The organism is Pseudomonas sp. BIOMIG1BAC, from assembly GCF_001705995.2.
In the GTDB taxonomy this organism is placed as follows: domain Bacteria; phylum Pseudomonadota; class Gammaproteobacteria; order Pseudomonadales; family Pseudomonadaceae; genus Aquipseudomonas; species Aquipseudomonas sessilinigenes.
On sequence record NZ_CP049045.1, the window covers coordinates 3682020 to 3705968 of the forward strand.

Annotated in this window: 21 protein-coding genes; 4 read left to right on the top strand and 17 right to left on the bottom strand. The window is 66.2% G+C overall.

What is annotated here, in order from left to right; translation table 11 throughout:
• Positions 1-25 precede the first annotated feature (25 nt).
• Entirely contained in the window at positions 26-643 is a 618-nt protein-coding gene (locus ATY02_RS36425; RefSeq protein WP_068583362.1) for a TetR family transcriptional regulator, read from the bottom strand.
• Positions 644-651: 8 nt separating this feature from the next.
• Positions 652-1434: an IclR family transcriptional regulator gene (locus ATY02_RS17065; RefSeq protein ID WP_068583360.1), complete on the bottom strand. Its 783-nt coding sequence runs from the start codon at positions 1432-1434 to the stop codon at positions 652-654.
• Between the two features lie 197 nt (positions 1435-1631).
• Between ATY02_RS17065 and ATY02_RS17070 the strand changes: the two genes are divergently transcribed.
• The 3 genes from ATY02_RS17070 to ATY02_RS17080 are packed head-to-tail and all read left to right on the top strand — an operon-like array spanning position 1632 to position 7386.
• Positions 1632-2780, top strand: a complete 1149-nt coding sequence (locus ATY02_RS17070; RefSeq protein WP_068583358.1) for an efflux RND transporter periplasmic adaptor subunit — start codon at positions 1632-1634, stop codon at positions 2778-2780.
• Positions 2781-2794: 14 nt separating this feature from the next.
• A complete protein-coding gene (locus ATY02_RS17075; RefSeq protein WP_068583355.1) occupies positions 2795-5932 on the top strand; it encodes an efflux RND transporter permease subunit in 3138 nt (1045 codons plus the stop codon).
• Positions 5929-7386, top strand: a complete 1458-nt coding sequence (locus ATY02_RS17080) for an efflux transporter outer membrane subunit (protein ID WP_068583352.1) — start codon at positions 5929-5931, stop codon at positions 7384-7386. The genes ATY02_RS17075 and ATY02_RS17080 overlap by 4 nt, the downstream gene beginning before the upstream one ends.
• A gap of 417 nt (positions 7387-7803) precedes the next feature.
• Here the strand turns inward: ATY02_RS17080 and ATY02_RS17085 are convergent, their stop codons facing one another.
• The 10 genes from ATY02_RS17085 to ATY02_RS17130 form a co-directional block, all read right to left on the bottom strand.
• On the bottom strand, positions 7804-8958 hold the full coding sequence (locus ATY02_RS17085) for an OmpP1/FadL family transporter (protein WP_068583349.1): 1155 nt from the start codon (positions 8956-8958) through the stop codon (positions 7804-7806).
• Positions 8959-9117: 159 nt separating this feature from the next.
• Positions 9118-10029, bottom strand: a complete 912-nt coding sequence (locus tag ATY02_RS17090) for an SMP-30/gluconolactonase/LRE family protein (RefSeq protein WP_053129384.1) — start codon at positions 10027-10029, stop codon at positions 9118-9120.
• 79 nt (positions 10030-10108) lie between these two features.
• Positions 10109-11293: an acetyl-CoA C-acyltransferase gene (locus ATY02_RS17095; protein WP_068583345.1), complete on the bottom strand. Its 1185-nt coding sequence runs from the start codon at positions 11291-11293 to the stop codon at positions 10109-10111.
• Positions 11286-12065: an aspartate/glutamate racemase family protein gene (locus ATY02_RS17100; protein WP_068583343.1), complete on the bottom strand. Its 780-nt coding sequence runs from the start codon at positions 12063-12065 to the stop codon at positions 11286-11288. Before ATY02_RS17100 ends, ATY02_RS17095 begins: the two co-directional genes overlap by 8 nt.
• Complete coding sequence (locus tag ATY02_RS17105; protein WP_068583340.1) at positions 12062-12520, bottom strand: acyl-CoA thioesterase; 459 nt, start codon at positions 12518-12520, stop codon at positions 12062-12064. Before ATY02_RS17105 ends, ATY02_RS17100 begins: the two co-directional genes overlap by 4 nt.
• Positions 12517-13677, bottom strand: a complete 1161-nt coding sequence (locus ATY02_RS17110; protein WP_068583337.1) for an FAD-dependent monooxygenase — start codon at positions 13675-13677, stop codon at positions 12517-12519. The genes ATY02_RS17105 and ATY02_RS17110 overlap by 4 nt, the downstream gene beginning before the upstream one ends.
• A complete protein-coding gene (locus ATY02_RS17115; protein WP_068583334.1) occupies positions 13677-14519 on the bottom strand; it encodes a VOC family protein in 843 nt (280 codons plus the stop codon). The genes ATY02_RS17110 and ATY02_RS17115 overlap by 1 nt, the downstream gene beginning before the upstream one ends.
• Before the next feature lie 25 nt (positions 14520-14544).
• The gene (locus tag ATY02_RS17120) at positions 14545-16278 is read right to left on the bottom strand and encodes an AMP-binding protein (RefSeq protein WP_083235970.1); all 1734 of its coding nucleotides are present in this window, start codon (positions 16276-16278) and stop codon (positions 14545-14547) included.
• Between the two features lie 52 nt (positions 16279-16330).
• On the bottom strand, positions 16331-17581 hold the full coding sequence (locus ATY02_RS17125; protein ID WP_176719789.1) for an alpha/beta hydrolase: 1251 nt from the start codon (positions 17579-17581) through the stop codon (positions 16331-16333).
• A gap of 101 nt (positions 17582-17682) precedes the next feature.
• Positions 17683-18018: a LysR family transcriptional regulator gene (locus ATY02_RS17130; RefSeq protein WP_068583331.1), complete on the bottom strand. Its 336-nt coding sequence runs from the start codon at positions 18016-18018 to the stop codon at positions 17683-17685.
• Between the two features lie 81 nt (positions 18019-18099).
• Here ATY02_RS17130 and ATY02_RS17135 point away from each other — a divergent pair, with 81 nt between their 5' ends.
• Positions 18100-18837, top strand: coding sequence for a TetR/AcrR family transcriptional regulator (locus ATY02_RS17135; RefSeq protein WP_068583327.1), 738 nt, complete (start codon positions 18100-18102; stop codon positions 18835-18837).
• Positions 18838-18859: 22 nt separating this feature from the next.
• Here the strand turns inward: ATY02_RS17135 and ATY02_RS17140 are convergent, their stop codons facing one another.
• From ATY02_RS17140 to ATY02_RS17160, 5 genes are all read right to left on the bottom strand, one after another.
• A complete protein-coding gene (locus ATY02_RS17140; protein ID WP_068583324.1) occupies positions 18860-19555 on the bottom strand; it encodes an anaerobic ribonucleoside-triphosphate reductase activating protein in 696 nt (231 codons plus the stop codon).
• Positions 19552-19719 (bottom strand): anaerobic ribonucleoside-triphosphate reductase, encoded by a 168-nt coding sequence (gene nrdD, locus ATY02_RS17145; RefSeq protein WP_068583321.1) that lies wholly within the window; start codon positions 19717-19719, stop codon positions 19552-19554. The genes ATY02_RS17140 and nrdD overlap by 4 nt, the downstream gene beginning before the upstream one ends.
• 33 nt (positions 19720-19752) lie before the next feature.
• Positions 19753-21765, bottom strand: a complete 2013-nt coding sequence (locus ATY02_RS17150) for a ribonucleoside triphosphate reductase (RefSeq protein WP_068583317.1) — start codon at positions 21763-21765, stop codon at positions 19753-19755.
• A 251-nt stretch (positions 21766-22016) separates the two neighbouring features.
• Complete coding sequence (gene moaA / locus ATY02_RS17155) at positions 22017-23009, bottom strand: GTP 3',8-cyclase MoaA (protein WP_068583314.1); 993 nt, start codon at positions 23007-23009, stop codon at positions 22017-22019.
• A 10-nt stretch (positions 23010-23019) separates the two neighbouring features.
• Positions 23020-23943: a peptidylprolyl isomerase gene (locus ATY02_RS17160; protein WP_068583311.1), complete on the bottom strand. Its 924-nt coding sequence runs from the start codon at positions 23941-23943 to the stop codon at positions 23020-23022.
• Positions 23944-23949: the final 6 nt, after the last annotated feature.

Here is a 23949-nt window from a genome sequence, read left to right on the forward strand (position 1 = left end):
GGTTTCCCGCCTCCTGGCACGCCCCCTAACCCTCCAGCAACAGGTGCCGGGGCGGGGCCTTGGCCACATGCTGCAGCACCGCCAGGGTCGCGGAGATCGCCTCCTGCGGGTGCGGGTTGTCATGCAGGCATTCATACAACAGGCCGGTAATGGCGATGCAACAGAACTCCAGCACCCCCGGCACATCGAGGCTGGGCGGCAGTTCCTGGCGCGACACGGCGGTTTCCAGCAGCCGCCGCAGATGCAGCTGGAGCAGCCCCCTGACCCAGTCCAGCCGCCGCTGATGGGTGCTGGGGTCGCTGCCGCAGGCGCCCTGGTACAGCATGATTTCCGAAAGACGGCGCGGCCCCTCGCCACTGACGGTGGCCACCAGGTCGTCGTGCAGCCGTTGCCAGCCGCGGTGGAAATCCACGGCTTGCGGCCGGTCGTTCTCCAGGGGCAGGGTCTGTTCGCTGAACAGCGCATCGAGCAGGTCCTGCTTGCCCTTGAAATGCCAGTAGATCGCCCCCCGCGTGACCCCGGCCTGCCGGGCGATCTGATCCAGGGTGGTGCTGGACACCCCTTCCCGGGAGAACAATTCGCTGGCGGCCTCCAGGATCCGGCGACGGGTGCGCGCGGCCTCGGCTGCGGTCTTCCTGGCCATGGCCCGGGCTAGTCCTGGGCCACGCGAGGAGTTCGGCCGATCATCTCCTCGATCTTCTGCTTGCACGCTTGCAAGGCCTGCTGGAACGCCTCGCCCCTGGCCGCCGCCCGTGAATTGGGGGCAACGATGGAGATCGAGTAATGGCCAAGGTAGGTGTCCAGCAGCACCGCGTAGGAACACAGGCCCTCGATGTACTCGTCCTGGTCATTGGCTGCGCCACGACCCTTGATGGCCCGCAACTGTTCCAGCAACGCCGCACGCCCCAGGCTCTTGGGGGTGCACACGGGCAACGGATCGGGCAGCAGCGCCTGCTGGGCCTCGCTCGACAACTGCGCCAGTAGCACCTTGCCGCCGGAAGTGGCCGTGGCCGGCACATGGATGCCGATGGGGAACACCACGCGCAACTCACGCTCGGCGACGATGCGATCCAGCACATAGACCTTGTCGCCAGACAGCGACGCCAGGCAGGTCGACTCCTGCACTTCCTCGGACAGGGCGCTCAGGTATGGCCTGACCAGGGAAATGATATCGACCTGGGCCTGGGTCACCAGTTGGCCGAAGGCCGGGCCCAGGCGAAAGCCGCCGGCCGGGCCCAGGGTCTCGACCAGATGCTCCACGCACAGGGCATTGATGATGCGCTGCACCGTCGAGCGCGGCAGTTCCACCACCTGGGCGATGGCTCCCAGGCTCAAGCCCTGGGGGTTGCTGCCCAAGGCCCGCATGACCGACGCGGCCCGCGCGATGACCTGTATCCCGCCGTGCTTGGCGCTGCTTTCTTCCGAATCATTCATACGACTCCTTGGGGCTGGCCGCGAGGCCGTCGTGCCGGGTTCTGTGAATTGGCCGCCACTCTAGTGGCAAGCGGCCGATCAGGCCAGCCGAGCAAATCCGAGCTTGCATTCGCTGAATCTCATGGTGGTACACTGTATCGCAATACGGACAACAAGTCGTAATTTTTGACTATTCAGTCCCACAACAGGAGACGAGCGTGAGACTCAAGCAAGCTTTGTGTGCGCGGCCATTCATTCCCCTGGCGGCCTTGTGCCTACTGGCCGGTTGCGGCGCCAAGGAGACGGAAATGGCTGCCGCCCCCGCGCCGGAGGTCGGCGTCTATACCGCCAAGGCCCAGGCACTGACCCTGACCACCGACCTGCCGGGCCGGACCTCGGCCTATCGCGTCTCGGAAGTCCGGCCCCAGGTGTCCGGGATCCTCCAGCGCCGGCTGTTCGCCGAAGGCGCCGAGGTCAAGGACGGCCAGCAGCTGTACCAGATCGATCCGCGCACCTACCAGGCCCGCCTGGCCCGGGCCGAGGCCAGCCTGCTCACCGCGCAGAACCTGGCCCAGCGCTACGAGCGCCTGCTCAAGACCAATGCTGTCAGCCAGCAGCAGTACGACGATGCCCTGGCCACCTGGAAACAAGCCCAGGCGGACGCACAGATGGCCCGTATCGACGTGCAATACACCAAGGTCCTGGCGCCGATCTCCGGACGTATCGGGCGTTCGGCCGTCACCGAGGGCGCGCTGGTGACCAACGGCCAGGAACAGGCCCTGGCCACGGTGACCCAGCTCGATCCGATCTATGTCGACGTCAACCAGCCCATCACCAAGCTGCTGGGCCTCAAGCAGGCCCTGGAGTCCGGGCGTTTGCAGGCCAGCGGCCCGGACCAGGCGCAAGTCAGCCTGACCCTGGACGACGGCACCCCCTACCCGCTCAAGGGCACCTTGAAGTTCTCCGAGGTCAGCGTCGATCCCACCACCGGTTCGGTGACCCTGCGCGCCGAGTTCCCCAACCCCGACCGCAAGCTGCTGCCGGGCATGTTCGTCCATGCCCAGCTCAAGGAAGGCGAGCAACAGGCCGCCATCCTGATCCCGCAACAAGCGGTCGGCCGGGATGCCCGCGGCGTACCCACTGCCTGGGTGGTCAAGGCCGACGACACCGTCGAACAACGCGAACTGCAGACCCTGCGCACCGTGGGCAACGCCTGGCTGATTGGCGCCGGCATCGCCGATGGCGAGCGGGTGATCACCGAAGGCGTACAGCGCGTGCGCAGTGGCCTGGCCGTCAAGCCGGTGGCGGCCGGCAACGTCAAGCTGGTGGCCGAGTTCGGTGCCGCCGCTGGCCCCCAGGCCCATTGAGGAGTCACTGATCCATGTCTCGTTTTTTCATCGACCGGCCGATCTTCGCCTGGGTGCTGGCCATCGTCGCGATGCTCGCCGGCGCCCTGTCGCTGCTGAAGATGCCCGTCAGCCAGTACCCCAACATCGCTGCACCCGCGGTCTCGATCCAGGTCAGCTACCCCGGCGCCTCGGCCAAGACCGTGCAAGACACCGTGGTCCAGGTCATCGAACAGCAGCTGGCCGGGCTTGACGGCTTTCGCTACATGTCCGCCGAAAGCAACGCCGATGGCAGCATGAACATCATCGTCACCTTCGAGCAGGGCACCAACCCCGACATCGCCCAGGTCCAGGTGCAGAACAAGCTGCAACTGGCCACCCCGCGCCTGCCCGAGGAGGTCCAGCGCCAGGGCCTGCGCGTGGTGAAGTACCAGATGAACTTCTTCCTCATCGTCGGCCTGGTGGACAACACCGGCAAGCTGGACAACTTCGACCTCGGCAACCTGATCGCCTCGCAGTTGCAAGACCCGATCTCGCGGATCAACGGCGTTGGCGACTTCCAGCTGTTCGGCTCGCCCTATGCCATGCGCATCTGGCTCGACCCCGGCAAGCTCAACAGCTACCAGCTGACCCCCGGCGACGTGGCCCAGGCCATTCGCGAGCAGAACGTGCAGGTCTCCGCCGGCCAGCTCGGCGGCCTGCCGACCCGTTCCGGCGTGCAGCTCAACGCCACGGTGCTGGGCAAGACGCGCATGACCAGCGTCGCCGATTTCGAGGAGATCCTGGTCAAGGTCAAGGCCGACGGCTCGCAAGTGCGGGTCAAGGACCTGGGCAACGTCAGCCTGTCCTCGGACAACTTCGCGATCTCCTCCAAGTACAAGGGCAAGGAATCGGCCGGCCTGGCCCTGCGCCTGGCCAGCGGCGGCAACCTGCTGGAGACGGTCAAGGCGGTCAAGGCGGTGCTGGAGAAGCAGAAGGCCTACCTGCCCGAGGGCGTGGAGGTCATCTACCCCTACGACACCACCCCAGTGGTGCAAGCGTCGATCCATTCGGTGATCCACACCATCTTCGAGGCCGTGGCCCTGGTGTTCCTGGTGATGCTGCTGTTCTTGCAGAGCATCCGCGCCACCCTGATCCCGACCCTGGCGGTGCCGGTGGTGCTGCTGGCGGCCTTCGCCCTGCTGCCCCTGTTCGGCCTGAGCATCAACGTGCTGACCATGTACGCCATGGTCCTGGCGATCGGCCTGCTGGTGGACGATGCCATCGTGGTGGTGGAGAACGTCGAACGCCTGATGCATGAGGAAGGCCTGTCGCCGCTGGAGGCGACACGCAAGTCGATGCAGCAGATCTCCGGTGCGCTGATGGGCATCGGCATGGTGCTCTCGGCGGTATTCGTGCCCATGGCCTTCTTCGGCGGCTCGGCCGGCATCATCTACAAGCAGTTCGCGGTGACCATCGTGGTCTGCATGGGCCTGTCGGTGCTGGTGGCACTGATCTTCACCCCGGCCCTGTGCGCCACCATCCTCAAGGCCCCCAAGGGCGATGCGCACCACGAGAAGAAAGGCTTCTTCGGCTGGTTCAACCGCACCTTCGAGCGCAGCACCCAGCGCTTCGAGCGGGGCGTGGGCGGCATGCTCAAACATCGTGGGCGCTACCTGCTGGCCTTCGTGCTGATCACCGGTGGCACGGGCTTTCTGTTCACCCAGATACCCAAGGCGTTTCTGCCCAACGAAGACCAGGGCCTGATGATGGCCGAGGTGCGCATGCCGCTCAACGCCACGGCCGAACGCACCGAAGCGGTACTCCAGGAGGTCAAGGACTACCTGGTCAACGAGGAAGGCGAGCGCGTCGAGCACGTCATGACCGTCAACGGCTTCAACTTCGCCGGCCGCGGGCAGAACTCCGGCCTGGTGCTGGTGGTGCTCAAGGACTGGGCCGTGCGCAAGGCCGCAGGTGAGGACGTGTTCAGCGTCGCCCGCCGCGCCAACCAGCGCTTCGCCAAGATCAAGGACGCCACGGTGATGGCCTTCGTGCCGCCGGCGATCCTGGAGATGGGCAACGCCATGGGCTTCGACCTCTTCCTGCAGGACAACTCCGGCCTCGGGCACGAGGCGCTGATGGCCGCGCGCAACCAGTTCCTCGCCCTGGCGGCGCAGAACCCCAAGCTGCGCTCGGTACGCCCCAACGGCAAGGACGACGAACCGCAGTTCCAGGTGCGCATCGACGACGAGAAGGCCCGTGCCCTGCAGGTCAGCATCGCGGCGATCAACGAAACCATGAGCGCGGCCTGGGGCTCGATGTACGTCAACGACTTCATCGACCTGGGCCGGGTCAAGCGGGTCTACCTGCAAGGCGTGGACAGCTCGCGGATATCCCCGGAAGACTTCGACAAATGGTACGTGCGCAACAGCCTGGGGCAGATGGTGCCGTTCTCCGCGTTCGCCACCGGCGAGTGGATCTACGGCTCGCCCAAGCTGGAACGCTACGGTGGCATTCCCGCGGTGCAGATCCTCGGTGAACCGGCGCCCGGCTACAGCACCGGCGATGCGATGCTGGCCATCGCCCAGATCATGCAGCAACTGCCGGCGGGTATCGGCCTGAGCTACAACGGCCTGTCCTACGAGGAGATCCAGACCGGCGACCAGGCGCCCATGCTCTACGCCCTGACCGTGCTGATCGTGTTCCTGTGCCTGGCGGCGCTGTACGAGAGCTGGTCGGTGCCGGTGTCGGTGATGCTGGTGGTGCCGCTGGGTATTCTCGGTGCGGTGCTGGCCACCCTGTGGCGCGGGCTGGAGGCCGATGTGTACTTCCAGATCGGCCTGATGACCACGGTCGGCCTGTCGGCGAAGAACGCGATCCTGATCATCGAGTTCGCCAAGGAACTCTACGAGAAGGAAGGCCTGCCCCTGGCCAAGGCTGCCATCGAGGCCGCCAAGCTGCGCCTGCGCCCGATCATCATGACCTCCCTGGCCTTCACCTTCGGCGTACTGCCCATGGCCATCGCCTCGGGTGCCGGCGCCGGCAGCCAGCACTCCATCGCCACCGGCGTGGTCGGCGGGATGATCACCGCCACGGTGCTCGCGGTGTTCTTCGTGCCCCTGTTCTACGTAGTGGTGGTGAAAGTGTTCGAACGCAACAAGCCAGCGATAGCCGCTGAAGGAGAAACGGCATGAAGCGCACCGGCCTCTCGATCGCCCTGGCCCTAGCCCTGGGCGGTTGCAGCCTGATCCCCGAGTACCAGCGCCCTACTGCCCCCGTGCAAGCGGCCTGGCCCCAGGGCGTGGCCTATGACCAGGCGACCACCGCCAAGCAGGCCCAGCCCGAGACTGGCGATACGGCCCTGGACTGGCGGCTGTTCTTGCGCGACCCATCGCTGCGCACGCTGGTGGCCACGGCCCTGGACAACAACCGCGACCTGCGCCAGGCCGCCTTGAATGTCGAGGCCTACCGTGCCCTGCACCGGATCGAGCGTTCGGCGCTGTTCCCCAGCGTCGATGCCAGCGCCGGCGGCAGCCGCCAACGCCAGCCCGCCGAGCTGTCGCCCAGCGGCAAAGCCGGAATCCAGAGCCAGTACAGCGTGGCCCTGGGCTTGTCCTATGAAGTCGACCTGTTCGGTCGCTTGCGCAGCCTGGAACGGGCGGCGCTGGAGCAATACCTGGCCAGTGCCGAAGCCCAGCGTGGCGTACAGATCGCCCTGGTGGGCGATGTGGCCATCGCCTACCTGACCTGGCGCAGCGACCAGGAACAACTGGAACTGGCACGCTCGACCCTGGCCAGCTACCGGCAGAGCCTGGAGCTGATCCAGTCGAGTCGCGAAGTCGGCACCGCGTCGGCGCTCGATGTGCGCCAGGCCCGCAGCCTGGTGGAAACCGCGCGAGTGCAACAAGCGCTGTACACCCGCCAGGTCGCCCAGGACGTCAATGCCTTGCAGTTGCTGCTCGGCACCGCGTTGCCCGCCGGCTTGTCGCGGACCACGGCCTTCGAGCAACCGCTGGCCGCGCCAACCCCGGGCCTGCCGGCCGACCTGCTGCTACGGCGCCCGGATATCCGCGCCGCCGAGCATCGCCTGCTGGCCGCCAATGCCGACATCGGCGCGGCGCGCGCGGCGTTCTTCCCGAGCATCAGCCTGACCGCCGCGGCCGGCACCACCAGCCGCGAGCTGGATGGCCTGTTCGAGGGTGGTTCGGGGCTGTGGAGCTTCGCACCGCAGATCAACCTGCCGATCTTCACGGCCGGGCGCCTGCGCGGCAACCTCGACTACCGCAAGGTGCTCAAGGACGTCAACGTCGCGGCCTACGAGCAAAGCATCCAGACCGCCTTTCGCGAAGTGGCCGACGGCCTCGCGGCCCGGGGCACCTTCGGCGAGCAGTTGCAGGCCCAGCGCGACCTGGTGAACAACGACCAGGCGTACTACGCACTGGCCAACCAGCGTTACGACGAAGGCGTCGACAGCTACCTGGCGGTACTCGACGCCCAGCGTGAGCTGTTCGGCGCGCAACAACAGCTGATCCGCGATCGGCTGAACCAGCTCAGCAGCGAAGTGAAGCTGTTCAAGGCCCTGGGCGGTGGCTGGGACAGCCACGAGCCCCTGGCCCTGGCCACCCAAGGCCAAGGCGGCAAGCAGTAGTTGAGCGGGCGTCCAGGCGAGCGGCCACGCCCCGCTCGCCTGAACGCCCAGGACCAGGTGACACCACGGGTTTCTTCCCGCTTGGCCAGTTCATGCAGTTCCCCACTGCATGGCTGGTCTTTTTTATTGCCCGTCCCATCCCGGCTCGCACCGGCCGAACACATACCGATCAACCAGGGCAATGCCCTGCCCCGCGCCTGGCCCGCCTGAGGCCTGCGGCGTCACTCACCACAAACCCATCACCCTGGCCTTTGAAGACCGGGTGCGCAGTTCAGGGTGCGAGGAACGTGATTTAAAAGTGGCACGGCCCGGTGATCGTGGGCACCGGGCCGCACCATGCCCTCCTGGCGGACGGACAGCGGCCGGCCTGGTGAGCGCCGGCCCTGCCCAGGCTTCCGTGCCTGGAACCCTTGAGGACTAGAAGCGGTAGCCCAGGCCCACCGTCAGCATGTGCAGCTCGCCACCGGCCTCGACACCTTCGCTGGCGCCCTCGCCCTTGGTGATGTGCCGTAAGTCGTACATGTAGGCGCCCGTCACCTCCAACTGGTCCGAGACCTGGTAGGTCAGCCCCAGGTGCAGGCTCTTGGGCTGGTTGCAGGGGGCGATGGAGACCAGCGTGGCCTCGCGATCCGGCACCTGGTGATTGGCCAGGGACACACCGGTACGCAACTGCAGGCGTTCGCTGTAGTGGTAGTTGACCCCAAAGCGAAAGACCTGCTGGTCGCGCCAGCCGAACCCCGGCCCGTTGCCGGCTCCCGGTGGCCCGCCCTGGGTCAGTGAATTGGCCAGGGCCTTCTCGCTGCTCCAGTCGATCCACAGGTAGTCGAAGGCGAAGGTCCAGGGTCCCGAGTCATAGGCCAGGCCCAGGCCCGCCTGCTGCGGCATGTTCAGGCGGCCATTGGGGATGATCTCCTCATGGGCCTCGAGCTTCTGGAACCACACCGGGCTCGAGTAGGTCAGGCCCAGGCGCAGCCCGGGGGCGATGGTCCCCAGGTAGCCGATGCCCAGGCCAGCACCCAGGGCATAGTCACGGTCGTTGCTTGCGCCGAAGTTCTCCAGTCCGTGGAGCATCAGGGTTTCATACCCCAGCTTGAGCGACAGGCCGAGGTAGTGCCCCGGCTGGAACTCGTAGGTGGCCGTGGGCGCCACCAGCATCTGCACCAGCTCGGACTTGACCTTCGAGGTGCCGAAGGCCGGCACCGACTTGCCGTAGTCGATACCGGCACCATAGCCGGATACCGCGACGCCGACGGTGATGTCCGGACGGTACTGGTAGTTGGCGCCGAACCCCGGCACGAACACCAGCACGTCATCGCTGTTCTTCGCGCCCTGCACGTTCGAGCGCAACTGCCCGGTGGTGGCGGTCAGGCTGCCATCGATCCGAGTGCCGACCCGGCCCATGCCGGCAGGATTGTTGACCGCCGCTACCGCGTCGGTGGGGTTGGCGATGGCGGCGCCGCCCATGCCCATGGCCTGGGCGCCGTAGCCGGCGTACTGCGGTCCGTTGGAAGCGCCCGCGGTGGTCGCGACCAGCAGCGGACTGGCGAACAGCAATCGGAAAAATCTGTTCATGACCCTGGTTCCTTGTAGTTGTTGTGATCAGGTCAATGGTTGGCGGTCCTGCGCCGGGCACAGCGTCGCCCGGGGCGCTTGCTGGCGGGCAGGCACCGTCGATAGGCAGGCAAGGCAAGCGCGGGCGCCCAGGCGCCCGCTGTCACTCAGCCCCGGGGGCTAGGGGCGGCCCGCACCTTTGCCGATGGCAACGCGGGTGGTGAAGATCGTGGTTTCGGTGCGCAGGTTGACCATGGCCTCGAAGATGTTGTCGCCCTCGACCTTGGTCGCCACCAGGAACAGGGTCTTGCCGTCTTCGCCGCCAAAGGTGCTGGCCACGCATTCGTAGCCCGGCATCGGGATGCGGTGGGTGACTTCGCCCTGGGGGCTGATGCGCATGAACTGCTCGGCGCGCAGCATGCTCAGCCAGATGCCGCCTTCGGCATCGATGGAGATCCCATCGACGCAACCACGCTTGCGGGCACGGTCTTCTGGCGAAGGGAACAGCAGCGTCAGGTCCAGCAGCACGCGGCGGTTGACCAGCTGGCCGTCGACGATGTCCACCGCGCTGAGGCGCTCGGCGAAGGTCTCGACGAATACCAGGGTCTTCTGGTCCGGGGTGATGACGATGCCATTGGGGAAGTTGCAGTCCTCCACCCCCACCGAGATCTCGCCGTTGGGCTCGACGATCACGATGCGCCCCGGCTTGAGCGGTTCACCCTCGAAGACCCGGGCCCCGACATCGTCGACATAGATCCGACCCTGCGGGTCGATCACCATGTCGCCGACATAACCGGTGAACACAGCGGACAGGTCGGCATAGAGTTCCGGGCCCTGGGGGGTGTAGCGGTACAGCCGGGCTTCGTGCATGGAGCTGAGGATCAGCTCGCCATTGGGCAAGAACCCCATGCCGTTGGGTTTGTGGGGCATTTCGGCGATGACCCGGCGATTGCCGGCGGCATCGATGGCATAGACCTTCTTGCCCAGCATGTCCGAGACATACAGGGTGCCGTCACGCCAGCGCGGGCTTTCACCGAAGTACAGGCCGCGGGTCAGTTCGTTCAGTGCATATTGTTCTTGTTCTACGGTCATTTTGCGTACTACCTCTGGTTTGTTGTCTGGTGGGTGGCGGCCCCAGCCCCAGGCAGGGCCATGGCGCGGGCCGCCACCGTCAAGCGATCTCGAACAACCCCGCTGCGCCCATGCCGCCGCCGACGCACATCGACACCACCACGTAGCGCGCCTTGCGCCGCTTGCCTTCGAGCAGCGCGTGCCCCACCTGGCGCGCACCGGTCATGCCGTAGGGGTGGCCGATGGCGATGGCGCCACCGTTGACGTTGCAGCATTCGGGGTCGATATCCAGCTGGCGCTGGCAATACAGGGCCTGGCAGGCGAACGCCTCGTTGAGCTCCCACAGGTCGATGTCCTGGACCTGCAGGCCGTGCTGCTTGAGCAGCTTGGGAATGGCCAGCAACGGGCCGAGGCCCATCTCCTGTGGCGCCAGCCCGGCCACCGCCATGCCGCGATACAGGCCCAGCGCGCTGTAGCCCCGCTGTTCGGCCAGGCGCCGGTCCACCAGCACGCAGGCACTGGCGCCATCGGACAGCTGGCTGGCATTGCCGGCGGTGATGCTTCCGCCATCGAGCACCGGCGCCAGGCGCGCCAGGCCGTCCAGCGTGGTTTCGGGCCGGTTGCCCTCATCCTGGTGCAGGGTCAGCGCCTGCAAGCGGGAAACCCCGGTGAGCTTGTCGACGATCTGCTGCCGGACCTCGATGGGCACGATCTCATCGGCAAACAGCCCCTGGGCCTGGGCCCGGGCGGTACGCAACTGCGAGACATAGGCGAACTCATCCTGCTGCTCGCGGCTGATGCCGTATTTGCGTGCCACCACCTCCGCCGTTTGCAGCATCGGCATGTAGGCATGGGGTACTGCCTGGATCACCGCGTCATCCTGCTCGTCGGCGACCCACTGGAAATAGCGTTGCTGCACCGCGGAGATATTGTCCTGGCCGCCCGCGGCCACTACGTCCATGCCATCGACGATGATCTGCTTGGCCGCCGTGGCGATCGCCATCAACCCCGAGGAACACTGGCGATCCAGGGTCTGCGCGCTCACCGAGACCGGCAACCCGGCGGCGAACACCGCATTGCGCCCCAGGTTGGAGCCAGCAGTGCCGGCGGCCAGCACCGTGCCGATGACCACATCGTCGATGGCCCCGGGCTCGACCCCCGCGCGCTCGACGGCATGGCGCAGGGCATGGCCCATCAGCGTCGGTGACTTGATGTGGTTCAGCGCGCCACGCCCGGCCTTGCCGATCGGCGTGCGCGCGGTGGAGACGATCAGTGCCTCACGCATGGGCGCCCTCCTTCACCGCCGGATACCGCCCCGAGAGCAACGCCCCGGCACCGGGCACCACAGGCTCCAGGCCCAGGTGGTCGAGCATGCGGCGCACTGTGCACACCGCAGTGGAAGTCACCGGAATGCCCAGGGCGTCCTCGGCCGCCTGGATCGACGGCAGCGACTGCATCTGCACGCAGGCCGACAGCACCACCACGTCCACGCCCCGGGTATCCAGGCGCCGCACATCCTCGAGCAACAACGCCGGATCACGCTTGCCCACCTCGAGGTTGTCGGGGATCTCGAAGGCGATCGAATCGACCACCTCGATGCCTTCGCTCTCGATGTATTCCACCACTCGGTCGCACAAGCCGCGCATGTACGGCGCCAGCAAGGAGATGCGCTTGGCGCCCATGATCTTCAGGCCTTCGACCAGGGCCCCGGCCGAAGTCATCACCGGCGCCTGGCACTGGTTGGCCCGGGCGATGGCCGTCAGCTCCTCCTGGACCTTGCGGTGGTAGCCGTTGCCCATGGCCATGATCGCCACCAGGCAGGCGGTGCTCATCACGTCCACCCGGGCGTCCGCCAGCTCGGCCGCGCAACGCAGGGCTTCGCGGTTCATCGCCTCCAGCTCCTCGCGGGTCACCTTGTGCATGCGCATGCGGCTGGAGTGGAAGGTGAAACGTTGCGGCCGGATCAGTTGCCGGGCATGGAGCATCGCCGGGATCTCGGTTTCCATCGTGGTGTTGGAGCTGGGCACGATCTGGCCAATTCGATAGGTCGCGTTCATGGGCGGCCCCCTTCATCAGTGATGTGGTGGAACTGCAGGATGTCTCGCAGGGCAGGCGGGATGGGCACCCCACGGCGCTCCCGTGGCTCGATGCAGATCGGCGCGAACACGCCTTCGAAGGCCAGGCGCCCGTCCGCCAGCCGGGCATGGGCCAAGAGGTCGAAGCTGCGCTCGCGAATCGCCCCGACCCGGATCACGATGTCCACCGTGGTTTCCGGCGGCAGGCTCACGTGGAAGGTCAGCGCCATGTGCTTGCAAGGCAGGCCGACATTGGCCTCGCCCTTGGCCCCCGGGCCCCAGCCGATATGCCGGTAGAAGTGCATGACGGCACCGATCAGGTACTCGCTGAAACGCCCGGTGAAGGCCACTCCCGCCGGGTCGCAATCGATCCAGCGCACCGTGCGCCGCACCGTGAACGGCTGATGGTCGACGACCATCTCGACACTCTCGTTCATGCCGGGCTCCCGACACGACCCAGGCGCGCCATCAGTTCCGGGTATTCGCGGCGCAGGCGCTGGTCATCCACGCGGCCGGTGCGGGTCATGAACTGGTAGACGAATTGCTCGGCGCTGTAGTCGTCCATCCAGCGCGCCATGTCCTCGTACCACAGGTAGGAGCGCTCCGAGGCGCGGATCAGCTTCTGCTTGCTGGGCTTGTGGCCCTGCTCGTAGGCCGCGAGGCCAGCCAGGGCATCGCCGCTGCAATCGAGCAGCGCCCGGGCCAGGGCAATGGAGTCGTTCATGGCGATGCGCGTGCCCGAACCAATGGAGAAATGCGCGCTGGCCAGGGCATCGCCCACCAGCACATGACGGCCATGGGTCCAGTGGGCATTGCGGATCACCGGGAACTGGCGCCAGACCACCCGGGCGCCACCGTCGAGCAACGGCGCGCCTTGCAACTCGGGGGCGAAGATCTTTTCCATCAGCGCCTGGCGCTGGCCGTCGCTGAGGCTGCCCAGGTCCAGGCGCTGCCAGGTAGCGTCGTCGCACTCGGCGACGAAGGTGCTCATGGTGTCGCTGTAGGCGTAGTAATGGGCCACGAAATGCCCGCCGCCATACTTGCGGAACACCAGCGCCGAGGCGTCGAACACCTTGGGCGTGCCGTACCAGGCGAAGTGGTTGCCCAGGGTGCTGCTGGTGGTGCCGAAACCGTCCTCGAAGGCCCGGCGCACCACCGAGTTGATACCGTCGGCGCCCACCACCACATCGGCGTCGTCCAGCCCCAGGCGGGCCAGGTCGGCGAGGCTTTCCAGGCGTTCGCGGTAATGCACTCGCACTCCCGCGGCTTCGGCTTGCTGCTCGAGGATCTGCAACAGGGTCAGGCGTGGAATGGCCCCGCCCTTGACCGGCAGGCGGATATCGATGGCAGTTTCCGCCTGCACGATCACTTGGTGCTCGTGCTGCTTGGTGGCGGCACACAGGGCATCATAGGACGCCTCGTCGGCCTCGCGCAGTTGCTGCAGCCCGCTGTCGGCCAGCACCACGCCAAAACCGAAGGTCGCGTCCGCCGCGTTCTGCTCCACCACTTCCACTTGCCAGTCCGGCGCGCCGCGCTTGAGCAGCAAGCCCAGGTAGAGCCCCGAAGGGCCGCCACCGACAATCGCGATCTTCATCACTGCTCTCCCCGGCTGATCTGCAACCGATAACGGTCGAATTCACTCACCTGGCCAACGAAGCCACCGGTCAACGCGGCGTTCCACAAGGCCGGCACAAAGCCCAGCTGCTTGCGCTCGAACACCAGGGCGTCTTCGGTGGTGATCTTCCAGTAGCCGTTGCCGAGCTTTTCCAGGTGCACGCCGCTGGCCTGCTGCGCCGCTTGCACCAACGGCGAGAACTCCGGCGCATCGAGCACGTACAAGGCCAGCTCGTCGTCGGCCCCGGGATCGATGGCCCTGGCCTTGGCCCGCCATACCTGGTCGATGCTGGTGAATGCACCGCCACCGGCCTGCAGGCCGTCTTCCAGGGCCATGGCCGCTTCCAGGGTGCGGGTGGCATCCTCGGCGTCCAGGGCGTCCATCGGCCGCTCCTGGATGGTGATCTCCAGGTAGTAGCCATTCGGGTCGTTGAAGTAGATCGACTCGATCAGCTCGTGGCGAATCTGGAAGATCAACGCGATGCCCTGGCTCTCCAGGCGCTCGCGCCAGGCCAGCAACTCCTCGCGGCTGTCGACGCGCCAGGCGGTGTGGGTGGCCTCGTAGCGGTAGTCCGCTACGGGCTGGGTGTAGTCCGGCTGCTCGGTGTTGATGTAGTAGAAGAACGCGATGGTGCTGTGCTGGCCGCTGTCGAAGAAAAAGTGCAGGAAATCGGGGTGGTTGGACGGTCCCCAACCACGGGCCGAGATCGCATGAACCAGCGGCAGCCCCAATTTGTCGCGGTAGAACTCCACGGTCTCACGAAGTTTCCAGGTGGGCCTGGCACTGTGGTGGACGCCTTTGAGAACGGGCTGGTTTGCCATTTTCGGTACTCCTTTGAACGGTCTGTCAGTTCGCTTGCTTGGCCTTTTCATGCAGCACGTTGGCCTTGACCTGCTCGCGCAGTTTTTCCTTGCTGAGCTTGCCGGAGGCGGTCAGCGGGAAGGCCTCCAGCACTTCGATGCGCTCCGGCCACTTGAACTTGGCCAGGCCGTAGTCCTCGAGGAAGGCGCCCAGCTCGGCGACCGTGGGCGCGGCGAAACCGTCGCGCAGCACCAGGGCGGCGCACAGGCGCTCATCGAATACCGGGCATGGGTAACCCACGGCCGCCACCGCAGCGACGGCCGGATGCCCGGCGACCGCCAGTTCGACTTCCTCGCAATTGATCTTTTCGCCACCGCGGCTGACCAGGTCCTTCAGGCGGCCGCAGAACACGAAGTAGGTCTTGCCCTCCAGGACCTTGGTGTACATCAGGTCGCCGGAGCGGTAGTAACCGTCGCGGGTGAAGGTTTCGCGGTTGCGCTCCTCGGCACGGAAATAGCCGTGGATGGTGTACGGCCCCTTGAACGCCGGTTCGCCGATCTCGCCGGGCTTGGCGTCCTGCTCGGTGCCGGGCACCAGGATGCGGATGTCGTCGAAGGCCGAGACTGGCCGGCCATTGGTAGTGTCGTGGGCCTCGGCCCCGTCTTCGCGGTGGCCGAACATGATCACGCCTTCGGTGATGCCGAACACATTGTGGGTCCGCACCCCCAGCAGCTTCTGCAACTTGGCGGCGCTGTTGGCCACCAGCACGCCCCGGGCATTGCCCAGGTCGACCCGGCCATCCTGGATCGCCGATTCCAGGCGGGCGATGATCGGCCCGCCAAGCATCAGCCAGGTCGGCCTGGTCGAGGCGATCAACGCAATCAGGGTTTCCGGCTGCAGGTCGGGGGTCACGGTGATGGTGCCGCCGGTCATCAGGAACGGCCCGAAGCAGCAACCCATGTTGAGGTTGTGCACCATCGGTTGCGGCATGAACAGCACGTCGTCAGCCCGGTAATCGAGCCACTGGGCCACGGCGCGCATGTTGTACAGGTACTCGTTGTGAAAGCGCGGGATGATCTTCGGCACCCCGGTGGTGCCGCCGGACAACTGGTAGACCGCCACCTGGAACGGGTCCAGGCGCACGCCTTGCAACAGCGCTTCGGCACTGGCCAGGTCGATGCCGTCCACCAGCGCATCCTGGTGCAGCACGCCGTCCTGGGCCGGGCCCCGGACCTGCATGATCAACTGCAACGACGGCGTGGCTTCGCGCATCTTGCGGGCGAAACCGACGCTGTCGAACTTGGCGTCATCGCCCTGGACGATATGCAGCTTGGCCTCGGCCAGGTTGGCCAGGTAGCCGATCTCGCGCTCGCGGTGCGCCGCCAGGGTGCAGATCGGGATCAACCCGGCCTTGAGGCAGGCGAGGAAGGCGATCACCAGCTGCTCGCTGTCGCGCAGCTGGAACACCACCGGGTCCAGCGGTTGCAGGCCCTGCTGCAGGAAGGCCCCCGCCAGGCGGGTGGAGCGCTGGTCCAGCTCGCGATAGGTGATGCGCAGCCCGGGGCCGAGCAGCGCGACGTTGTCCGGGTACTGGCGGACGATGGCGGCAAAACCATCGACCAGGGTCTGGAAACCGAGCACCCCTTCACGCAGGTAGCGCTCGAGCTCGCCCTGGGGCGGATAGACCACCCCGGGAATCGGCGCGGCGACGTGGCGCAGGGGTTCGCCGCGGGTATCCGAGGCAGTGGAGAAAGAGGCTTGAGTTGTTGTAATTGTCATGACTGCACGCTCTTGATCGTTAGGATGCTTGGCCGTTCAGGCTCTTGGTCGTCTAGAAGTGGTCTTGGAGCCACCGTTGCAAATGCCTGCCGGCGAGGATCTGGCCGCTGGTCTCGCCCTCCTCCAGGGCCTGGCCGTGATGGTTGCCGCGCACCCGCTGGCGCTCCTTGCTGGATGCTGGAATGGCGTCGTAGATGGCGTCGGCGTCGCCGGGGAATACGCAGTTGTCACCGCTGTACTCGATCAGCAGCAGGGGCTGCTCCATGGCCCCGGCGCACTTGGCCAGCGAAGCGTTCGAGGACAACCCGGACCAGGTCGACAGCCACGACTCCGGGGTCACCGTGCGGGCAAAGCTGACGCTGCCCAGGTTGGAAATAAACGGGTCGCTGCCCCACAGGGAGCCGACATAGCGGTCGGACGGGTCGAGGCTGGTATCCCAGCAGCGCAGGTCGGCATCGGTGCGCCACACCTGGAAGATCGGGCCATGGCTGGCCACGGCCTTGTCCTGGCGCGAGCCGCCGTTCTTGAGGCGTTCACGCGCGGCCTGGCGTTGTTCGACCAGGTGCCGGGCGAAGGTATCGATACGGGCGACCCGCTGGCGCTGCGCGGCGCGATAACGCTCGATGAACTCGGCGCTGTAGCGCGAGCTGTCCGGCGGTGCGCAAAAGCCATTGGCGGCGCTGAACGGGTCCAGCCGAGGATCCACCGAGAACGGGTCCAGCTCATCGGTGACCGAGGGGTCCAGGGCATTCATCAGCAAGATGCCCTGGCCCGGATGCGGCGACACCAGGACGATGCCGTCCGCCGCGGGCAGGTCGGCACTGGCGAAACGGGTGGGCCGCCCGGCGGGGGTATGGCTGATGCGCTGTGCGGGAGCGCACAGGGCCTGCTGGTTGTAGAAGGCAAACAGCCCGGCGCCCCCCGAATTGCCCAGCAGCACGATGGTCTCGAAACCCTGCGCCCGCAGGTGACGCATGCCGGCGGCGACATCGTAGAGCGCGAACTCGTGCTCCAGGCGCAGGTCGTTGCCGATCGAGCGCGCGCCCTGGACCCAGCAGGCCCAGCCCGCATCCAGGGCATCGGGCACCAGGTAGTGGGTCAGCACCAGCTCGCGAGGATGCATGATGAACAGCACCTTGCGCTCGCCACCCCGGGAAAACAGCATGCCCAGGGCGCCTTGGCCGTCCTCGGTCAGCAACGGGTACGGGGTGGATCGATACGGCTCGAGCATGCGCTGGGCACTCCAGGATGCACCACGCAGACCGGCGGTCACTGCGACTTTCTTGTTGTTGGGATTAGCCACGACGGGCCCTCCTGCCAGATCCCGAAGGATCGCTTACAAGCAATAATTGAGATGCACTCAATTAAACCTGAAGCCAGACTAGAACAACAATTGAGATAGTGTCAATTATAGCCCTGAAAAAATTTCCCGCCCTCGCCCGAAGGCGCTTGCGGATAGCCGGCCAACACGGCCTCCAGCGCCCCGAGCGCCGGTTGCAGGTCCTCGGCCAGGCGGGTCGCCAAGGGGGTGGGCGCCAGTTGTCGGCCTGCGCGCAGGAACAGCGGATCGTTGAAGCGCCGGCGCAACTTGCCCAGCACATTGCTCACCGCGGGCTGGGTCAGGCCCAGGCAGTGCGCCGCGCGGGAGACGTTGCGCTCGCGGTAGACCGCGACGAAGGCCACCAGGGCGTTGAGGTCCAGGCTGCGCAGCAGGCAGGGATCGAGGGAAGTGGGCGGCATAATTGACAGATCCTCAATTTGAACCCGGCAAAAGCTAGATGCTAATCTGAGAGCCTGTCAATTAGCCCATGGGACATCTGGATGTCTGAGAAACCCGCCTCCCCCGTCACCGCCAAGGCCGCCCCTCGCAAACGTTCGGGACGTCGTCCCAAGGGCGACCAGGACGTCTCGCGCGAGGCCATGATCAACTGCGCCATCGGCATCGCCCAGGGCGAATCCCTGGCGGAAGTCAGCATGGTCAGGATCGGCAAGGAACTGGGGGTCGCTGCCGGCATGGTCCACTATCACCTGGGCAATCGCGACGAGCTGATCAGCGCGGTGATCAACGCCGCATTCAAGGAGCGCCTGCAACAACTGCCGCCGATCACCGGCCACTGGCGCCAGGACATCGAGGCCTTCGCCCACTCGTCGCTGGCGATCCTCGAACGCTGGCCGGGCCTGGCGACCTACATTCTCACCGAGAACAAGTTCCGCCTGTTCCAGCGCGTGCAGCCGGGCGAGATCGACTATGGCCTGGCCTACTTCGATCACATCGGCCGGATCCTCGAACAGGCCGCCCTGCCCCAGCCCTTCGCCGCCATGGCCTATCACCTGTTGCTGCTGTTCATCTCGGTGATCGCCGCGGAAAAGGAAAACCACCAGGCGCCACAAGCCCATGGCGATTTCATCAGCGGCTACCTGGCCAGGTCCGCAGGCGACTACCCGGGCGCTGCCTTTCTCGGCACGCACTTTGTCCAGGTCAATAGCGGCAACACCTTCGAAGCCGGCCTCGGCCTGCTGCTGGATGGTTTCGAAACCTGGCGCCGGCCAACTGCCTGAGCGGCCAAGTGGGCCGGACCGGCTACATACGCAGCTCGAAGTCGGGGAACAGTTCGCCCAGGGCAGCCCACAAGTCGGGCAACCGGCCTTGGGGCATTGCAGGGGGCAGGTCCTCATCGAGCATCCGGGCAGTGCGTACCCACTGCACGACGAAGCGTTCGACGCCACGCTGTCGCAGGCGTTCGGCCAGGAGCATGAGCCTGGCCGGATCGACCAGGTGCCAGTGCACCGTGGTCCGGCATTCGTAGTCCACGCCACTTTGCAGCAGGTATTCCAGGCTGCGCCAGTTGGCCGCGCCACTGCCGCGCACGCCGGTGATGGCCTGGCAATCCTCGGCCAGGGACTTGACGTCGAAACCCACCCAATCGGCCAATGGCAAGGCCCGGGCCAGGGCTTCGGGCTTGATCCCGGCGCTGTGCAGGCCCACGGCGAAGCCCAGCTCCCGGACCTGGGCCATGGCGTCCGGCAACCCCTCCTGCAAGGTCGGCTCACCACCACTGAACACCACCGCTTCCAGCAGCCCCTGGCGGCGCCGGAGGAATTCCAGGACCTGCTCCCAGGGACGCTCATCGAGGCCTCGGGGCGGGATCAGTTGCGGGTTGTGGCAGTAGCGGCAGCGCCAGGCGCAGCCCTGGCAGAACAGCACGCAGGCCAGCCGCCCCGGGTAGTCGAGGGTGGTCAGGGGCACCAGGCCCCCGACCCGTAGTGCTCGGTTCAAGGGTGAGTGGCCGTGGCCGCGCGTTCGTTGAAGTGCAGGCGCTCGCGATGCTCGGACTGTTTGCCGGGATTGAACGCGGCGACCGGACGATGGTAGCCCATCACTCGAGTCCAGACTTCGCAGCGCTGGCGTTGGGCGGTAGGCAGGTTGGCTTGTGCAGTCATGGGAGAAACTCCTTGGTCTTCAGGGAAAGTGGCTCAGTGCAGGCTGCCCTGGCGCTGCGCCAGCAACAGGGCCTCATCGCATTTCGGGCAGAACTCGTGCTCGCCATCCAGGTAGCCGTGTACCGGGCAGATGGAGAAGGTCGGGGTGATCGTCAGGTATGGCAGGCGGAACCGCTCCAGCGCCCGGCGCACCAGTTGCTTGCAGGCCTGGGCCGAGGAAATCCGCTCGGCCATGTACAGGTGCAGCACCGTGCCGCCGGTGTACTTGCATTGCAGCTCGTCCTGCAGTTCCAGGGCCTCGAACGGATCGTCGGTGTAGCCCACCGGCAGCTGCGAGGAGTTGGTGTAGTACGGCGCCTCATGGCAGCCGGCCTGGAGGATGCCGGGGAAGCGCTTGCGATCCTCCTTGGCGAAACGGTAGGTGGTGCCCTCGGCCGGCGTGGCTTCGAGGTTGTACAAATGCCCGGTCTCTTCCTGGAAGCGCACCAGGGTGGCGCGCACATGGTCCAGCAGGTTCAGGGCGAAGCGCCGGCCCTGGGCGGTGTGCAGGCCCATCTGGTCGTCGCTGAAGTTGCGCAGCATCTCGTGCAGGCCGTTGACGCCGATGGTGGAGAAGTGATTGCGCAAGGTGCCCAGGTAGCGCTTGGTGTAGGGATACAGGCCGGCGTCCATGTGGTGCTGGATGACCTTGCGCTTGACCTCCAGGCTCTCCATGGCCAGTTCCATGAGCAGGTCCAGGCGCCGCAGCAAGCCGCTGGCATCGCCCTTGTACAGGTAGCCCAGGCGCGCGCAGTTGAGGGTCACCACGCCCAGGGAGCCGGTCTGCTCCGCCGAGCCGAACAGCCCGCCGCCGCGCTTGAGCAGCTCGCGCACGTCCAGTTGCAGGCGGCAGCACATGGAGCGCACCTGGTTGGGTTGCATGTCCGAATTGAGGAAGTTCTGGAAGTACGGCAAGCCATAGCGGGCGGTCATCTGGAACAGCCGCTCGGCGTTGTCGCTGTCCCAGGGAAAGTCATGGGTGATGTTGTAGGTGGGAATCGGGAAGGTGAACACCCGGCCCTTGGCGTCGCCGGCCTGCATGACCTCGATATAGGCGCGGTTGATCAGGTCCATTTCGGCTTGCAGCTCGCCATAGGCGAAAGGCATTTCCTCCCCGCCGATCACCGGGATCTGCTCGCGCAGATCCTGCGGGCATACCCAGTCGAAGGTCAGGTTGGTGAAGGGGGTCTGGGTTCCCCAGCGCGACGGTACGTTGAGGTTGTAGATGAACTCCTGGATGGCCTGGCGCACCTCTTCGAAACCCAGCCGGTCCTTGCGCACATAGGGCGCAAGATAGGTATCGAAGGAACTGAAGGCCTGGGCCCCGGCCCATTCGTTCTGCAAGGTGCCAAGGAAGTTGACCATCTGCCCCAGGGCGCTGCCCAGGTGCTTGGGCGGCGCTGCCTCGACCCGCCCCGGCACGCCGTTGAGGCCCTCGTGCAACAGGGTGCGCAGGGACCAGCCGGCGCAATAGCCGGCAAGCATGTCCAGGTCGTGGATGTGCAGGTCGGCCTCGCGGTGGGCGCGGCCGATGGCTTCGCTGTAGACCTCGTCGAGCCAGTAGTTGGCGGTGACCTTGCCGGATACATTGAGGATCAGCCCGCCCAGGGAATAACCCTGGTTGGCATTGGCCTGGACCCGCCAGTCCTGGCGGTCCAGGTACTCGTTCATCGAGGCCGCCACCTCTACCAGGGTCTTGCGATCGCGGCGCAGGCGCCCGTGCTGTTCGCGGTAGACGATGTAAGCGCGTAGCGAGAGGAAGTGCCCGGCGTCCATCAGCACCCGTTCGACCCGGTCCTGGATCTGCTCCACATGCAGCTGCGGACACCCTTCCAGGTGGGCCAGGACCGCCGCCAAAAGGCCTTCGCTTTCGGCTTCGGCGTACTCGCCAGTGGCCTTGCCGGCAGCGATCAGCGCCTGGCGGATCTTGTCCGCGTCAAAGGCCACCAGGCTGCCATCGCGCTTGTGCAGCCGGTTGTGCCCCACTTCGATCAGTGTGCTGTGCATTCACCCTCCTGACACTACATATAGGTGTTTTGGAATCTCAAAACACAAGATGCAGGGATATTACGGAGCATGAGATTGATTGCCATTGATCGTGATCAAGTATTTTTCCGCTCCCCGGCGACTGCCCAACATCAAACCCTGTAGCCGCTGCCGAGCAGCGCGAGGTTGCGTACGAGGCCGCAGGACTCGCCGGGCAGGCAACACGTTTCGCAAGGTTCTGCGGGATGGAAGGCTTGGCGGCAAATGGCGCGTCAGCCCCCGCTCATGTTCATGAAGCGCACCAGTTGCACCGCGCCCTGGGGATCGAAGTCATGGCGCAGCGGCTTGCGCCGCAACGCCTGTTGCAGGGCGTCGATCAGCGGCGCATCGTCCAGCGGATAGCGGCGCAGCAGGCCGCGCAAGTCCAGGGAGTCTTCCTGGCCCAGGCACAGCAACAGCTTGCCCTCGACGGTCAGGCGCACCCGGTTGCAGGTGGCGCAGAAGTTGTGGCTGTTGGGTGAAATGAAACCGACGCGGGTTCGCGGATGCTCCACCAGGCGCATGTAGCGCGCCGGGCCGCCGCTGTTCTCGGCGCTGTCGAGCAAGGCATGGCGGCTGGCGATCAGTCGCCGCACCTGGTCGCTGGCACAGAACGCCTCGCCCCGCGAGCGCCCCACCTCCCCCAGGGGCATTTCCTCGATGAAGGTGATATCGATGCCCTGGTCGATGGCGTATTGCAGCAGCGCCGGCACCTCGTCGAAATTGCGCCCCTGCATCACCACGCAGTTGAGCTTGATGCCTTCGAAGCCGGCCTGCCGCGCGGCCTCGATACCGCGCAGCACCTGGTCCAGGTCACCGTTGCGGGTGATGGCCCGAAAGCGCTGGCCGTCCAGGCTGTCCAGGCTGATATTCAGCCGGCGCACCCCGGCGTCGGCCAGGGGCCGGGCCAGGCGCTGCAACTGCGTGCCGTTGGTGGTCATCACCAACTCCCGCAGGCCCGGCAAGGCCGCGATCTGCCGGCACAGCTCGACGATCCCCGGGCGCACCAGCGGTTCGCCGCCGGTCAGGCGGATCTTGCGCACGCCCTGGCCGACGAACAGCGTGGCCAGGCGCAGCAATTCCTCCAGGGTCAGCACCTGCTGGCGCGGCAGGAACGTCATGTCGCTGGCCATGCAATAGACACAACGCAAATCGCAGCGATCGGTCACCGACAGGCGCAGGTAGTCGATCTGCCGCCCGAAGCCATCCTGCATCAGCTTGCCCATGCTCCTGCTCCTATTGCACCAGCGGCGAATCGGCACCCTGCAGGCGGATCCCGCGGATGTCCGCGGCGCCCACCAGGGTCTGCAGGTACTGCACCACCGCCTTCTGCCACACCCCCTGCTGCAGCTGGGTGCGGATCGCCGTGGCCACCGCCTCGTAGGGCAAGGGCTGGCCCTCGATCCGCTGGTCGACGCTCAGCACGTGCCAGCCATAACGACTCTCCAAAGGCTTGGCCACCAGGCCCTGGCCCTGGGTGAACAACTGGCGCTCCAGCTCCGGCACGGTCTGGCCCTTGCTGATCTGCCCCAACTCGCCGCCCTGCTCCTTGGACGGACAGGCCGAGTACTTGCGCGCCAGCTCGGCGAACTGCCCGGGGAACTGCACAAGCCGCTCGCAGAGAATCTGCGCCTGGGTGAAGGCCTGGGCCCGCGCCTGGGCATCGTCCGGGGCGCACTCGAGCAGGATATGCCGCACCGCCAGCAGCGGCGCGCTGTGGAAGCGCCCGCGGTTGCTGGCGTAATAGCGCTGGCAGCTGGCCTCGTCACATTCGGGCACCTGCACTTCATGTTCCAGGAGCAAGCGGGTGGCCGCCTCCTCCTGGTTCTCCCCGGCACCGAGCCGGGCCCCAAGGCCCAGCTCGGCGATCCGTTGCTGCAACAGCTCGCGGATCACCAGCGCCCGGGCGGCCAGGAACACCGCCTCCTGGCGATCGGCCGCCGGATGGTATTGCAGCTCCTGGGCCATGGCCTGGGGCTCGATCAGGGTGCCGTTGACACTGACCACCGGCCATTCCTGCTCACTGCTGGCAATCAGCTGCGGCGTTACCTCCACCGCCAGCTCCGGCCCCTGGCCAACCGCCTGGGGCGGGTGCACTGCCGAGGAGGAACAGCCGCCATTGCCACCCCCATTACCGCCACATCCGCATCCACTGGTCATGGTCGC

What these genes read in the sequence shown, in the direction of transcription:
- ATY02_RS17075 (WP_068583355.1), top strand. Translation starts at nt 2,795, where the DNA reads ATGTCTCGTTTTTTCATCGACCGGCCGATCTTCGCCTGGGTGCTGGCC.
- ATY02_RS17160 (WP_068583311.1), bottom strand. Translation starts at nt 23,943, where the DNA reads ATGACCAGTGGATGCGGATGTGGCGGTAATGGGGGTGGCAATGGCGGC.
- moaA (WP_068583314.1), bottom strand. Translation starts at nt 23,009, where the DNA reads ATGGGCAAGCTGATGCAGGATGGCTTCGGGCGGCAGATCGACTACCTG.
- ATY02_RS17130 (WP_068583331.1), bottom strand. Translation starts at nt 18,018, where the DNA reads ATGCCGCCCACTTCCCTCGATCCCTGCCTGCTGCGCAGCCTGGACCTC.
- ATY02_RS17090 (WP_053129384.1), bottom strand. Translation starts at nt 10,029, where the DNA reads ATGACCGTAGAACAAGAACAATATGCACTGAACGAACTGACCCGCGGC.
- nrdD (WP_068583321.1), bottom strand. Translation starts at nt 19,719, where the DNA reads ATGACTGCACAAGCCAACCTGCCTACCGCCCAACGCCAGCGCTGCGAA.
- ATY02_RS17120 (WP_083235970.1), bottom strand. Translation starts at nt 16,278, where the DNA reads ATGACAATTACAACAACTCAAGCCTCTTTCTCCACTGCCTCGGATACC.
- ATY02_RS17095 (WP_068583345.1), bottom strand. Translation starts at nt 11,293, where the DNA reads ATGCGTGAGGCACTGATCGTCTCCACCGCGCGCACGCCGATCGGCAAG.
- ATY02_RS17100 (WP_068583343.1), bottom strand. Translation starts at nt 12,065, where the DNA reads ATGAACGCGACCTATCGAATTGGCCAGATCGTGCCCAGCTCCAACACC.
- ATY02_RS17135 (WP_068583327.1), top strand. Translation starts at nt 18,100, where the DNA reads ATGTCTGAGAAACCCGCCTCCCCCGTCACCGCCAAGGCCGCCCCTCGC.
- ATY02_RS17080 (WP_068583352.1), top strand. Translation starts at nt 5,929, where the DNA reads ATGAAGCGCACCGGCCTCTCGATCGCCCTGGCCCTAGCCCTGGGCGGT.
- ATY02_RS17105 (WP_068583340.1), bottom strand. Translation starts at nt 12,520, where the DNA reads ATGAACGAGAGTGTCGAGATGGTCGTCGACCATCAGCCGTTCACGGTG.
- ATY02_RS36425 (WP_068583362.1), bottom strand. Translation starts at nt 643, where the DNA reads ATGGCCAGGAAGACCGCAGCCGAGGCCGCGCGCACCCGTCGCCGGATC.
- ATY02_RS17065 (WP_068583360.1), bottom strand. Translation starts at nt 1,434, where the DNA reads ATGAATGATTCGGAAGAAAGCAGCGCCAAGCACGGCGGGATACAGGTC.
- ATY02_RS17110 (WP_068583337.1), bottom strand. Translation starts at nt 13,677, where the DNA reads ATGAAGATCGCGATTGTCGGTGGCGGCCCTTCGGGGCTCTACCTGGGC.
- ATY02_RS17115 (WP_068583334.1), bottom strand. Translation starts at nt 14,519, where the DNA reads ATGGCAAACCAGCCCGTTCTCAAAGGCGTCCACCACAGTGCCAGGCCC.
- ATY02_RS17085 (WP_068583349.1), bottom strand. Translation starts at nt 8,958, where the DNA reads ATGAACAGATTTTTCCGATTGCTGTTCGCCAGTCCGCTGCTGGTCGCG.
- ATY02_RS17150 (WP_068583317.1), bottom strand. Translation starts at nt 21,765, where the DNA reads ATGCACAGCACACTGATCGAAGTGGGGCACAACCGGCTGCACAAGCGC.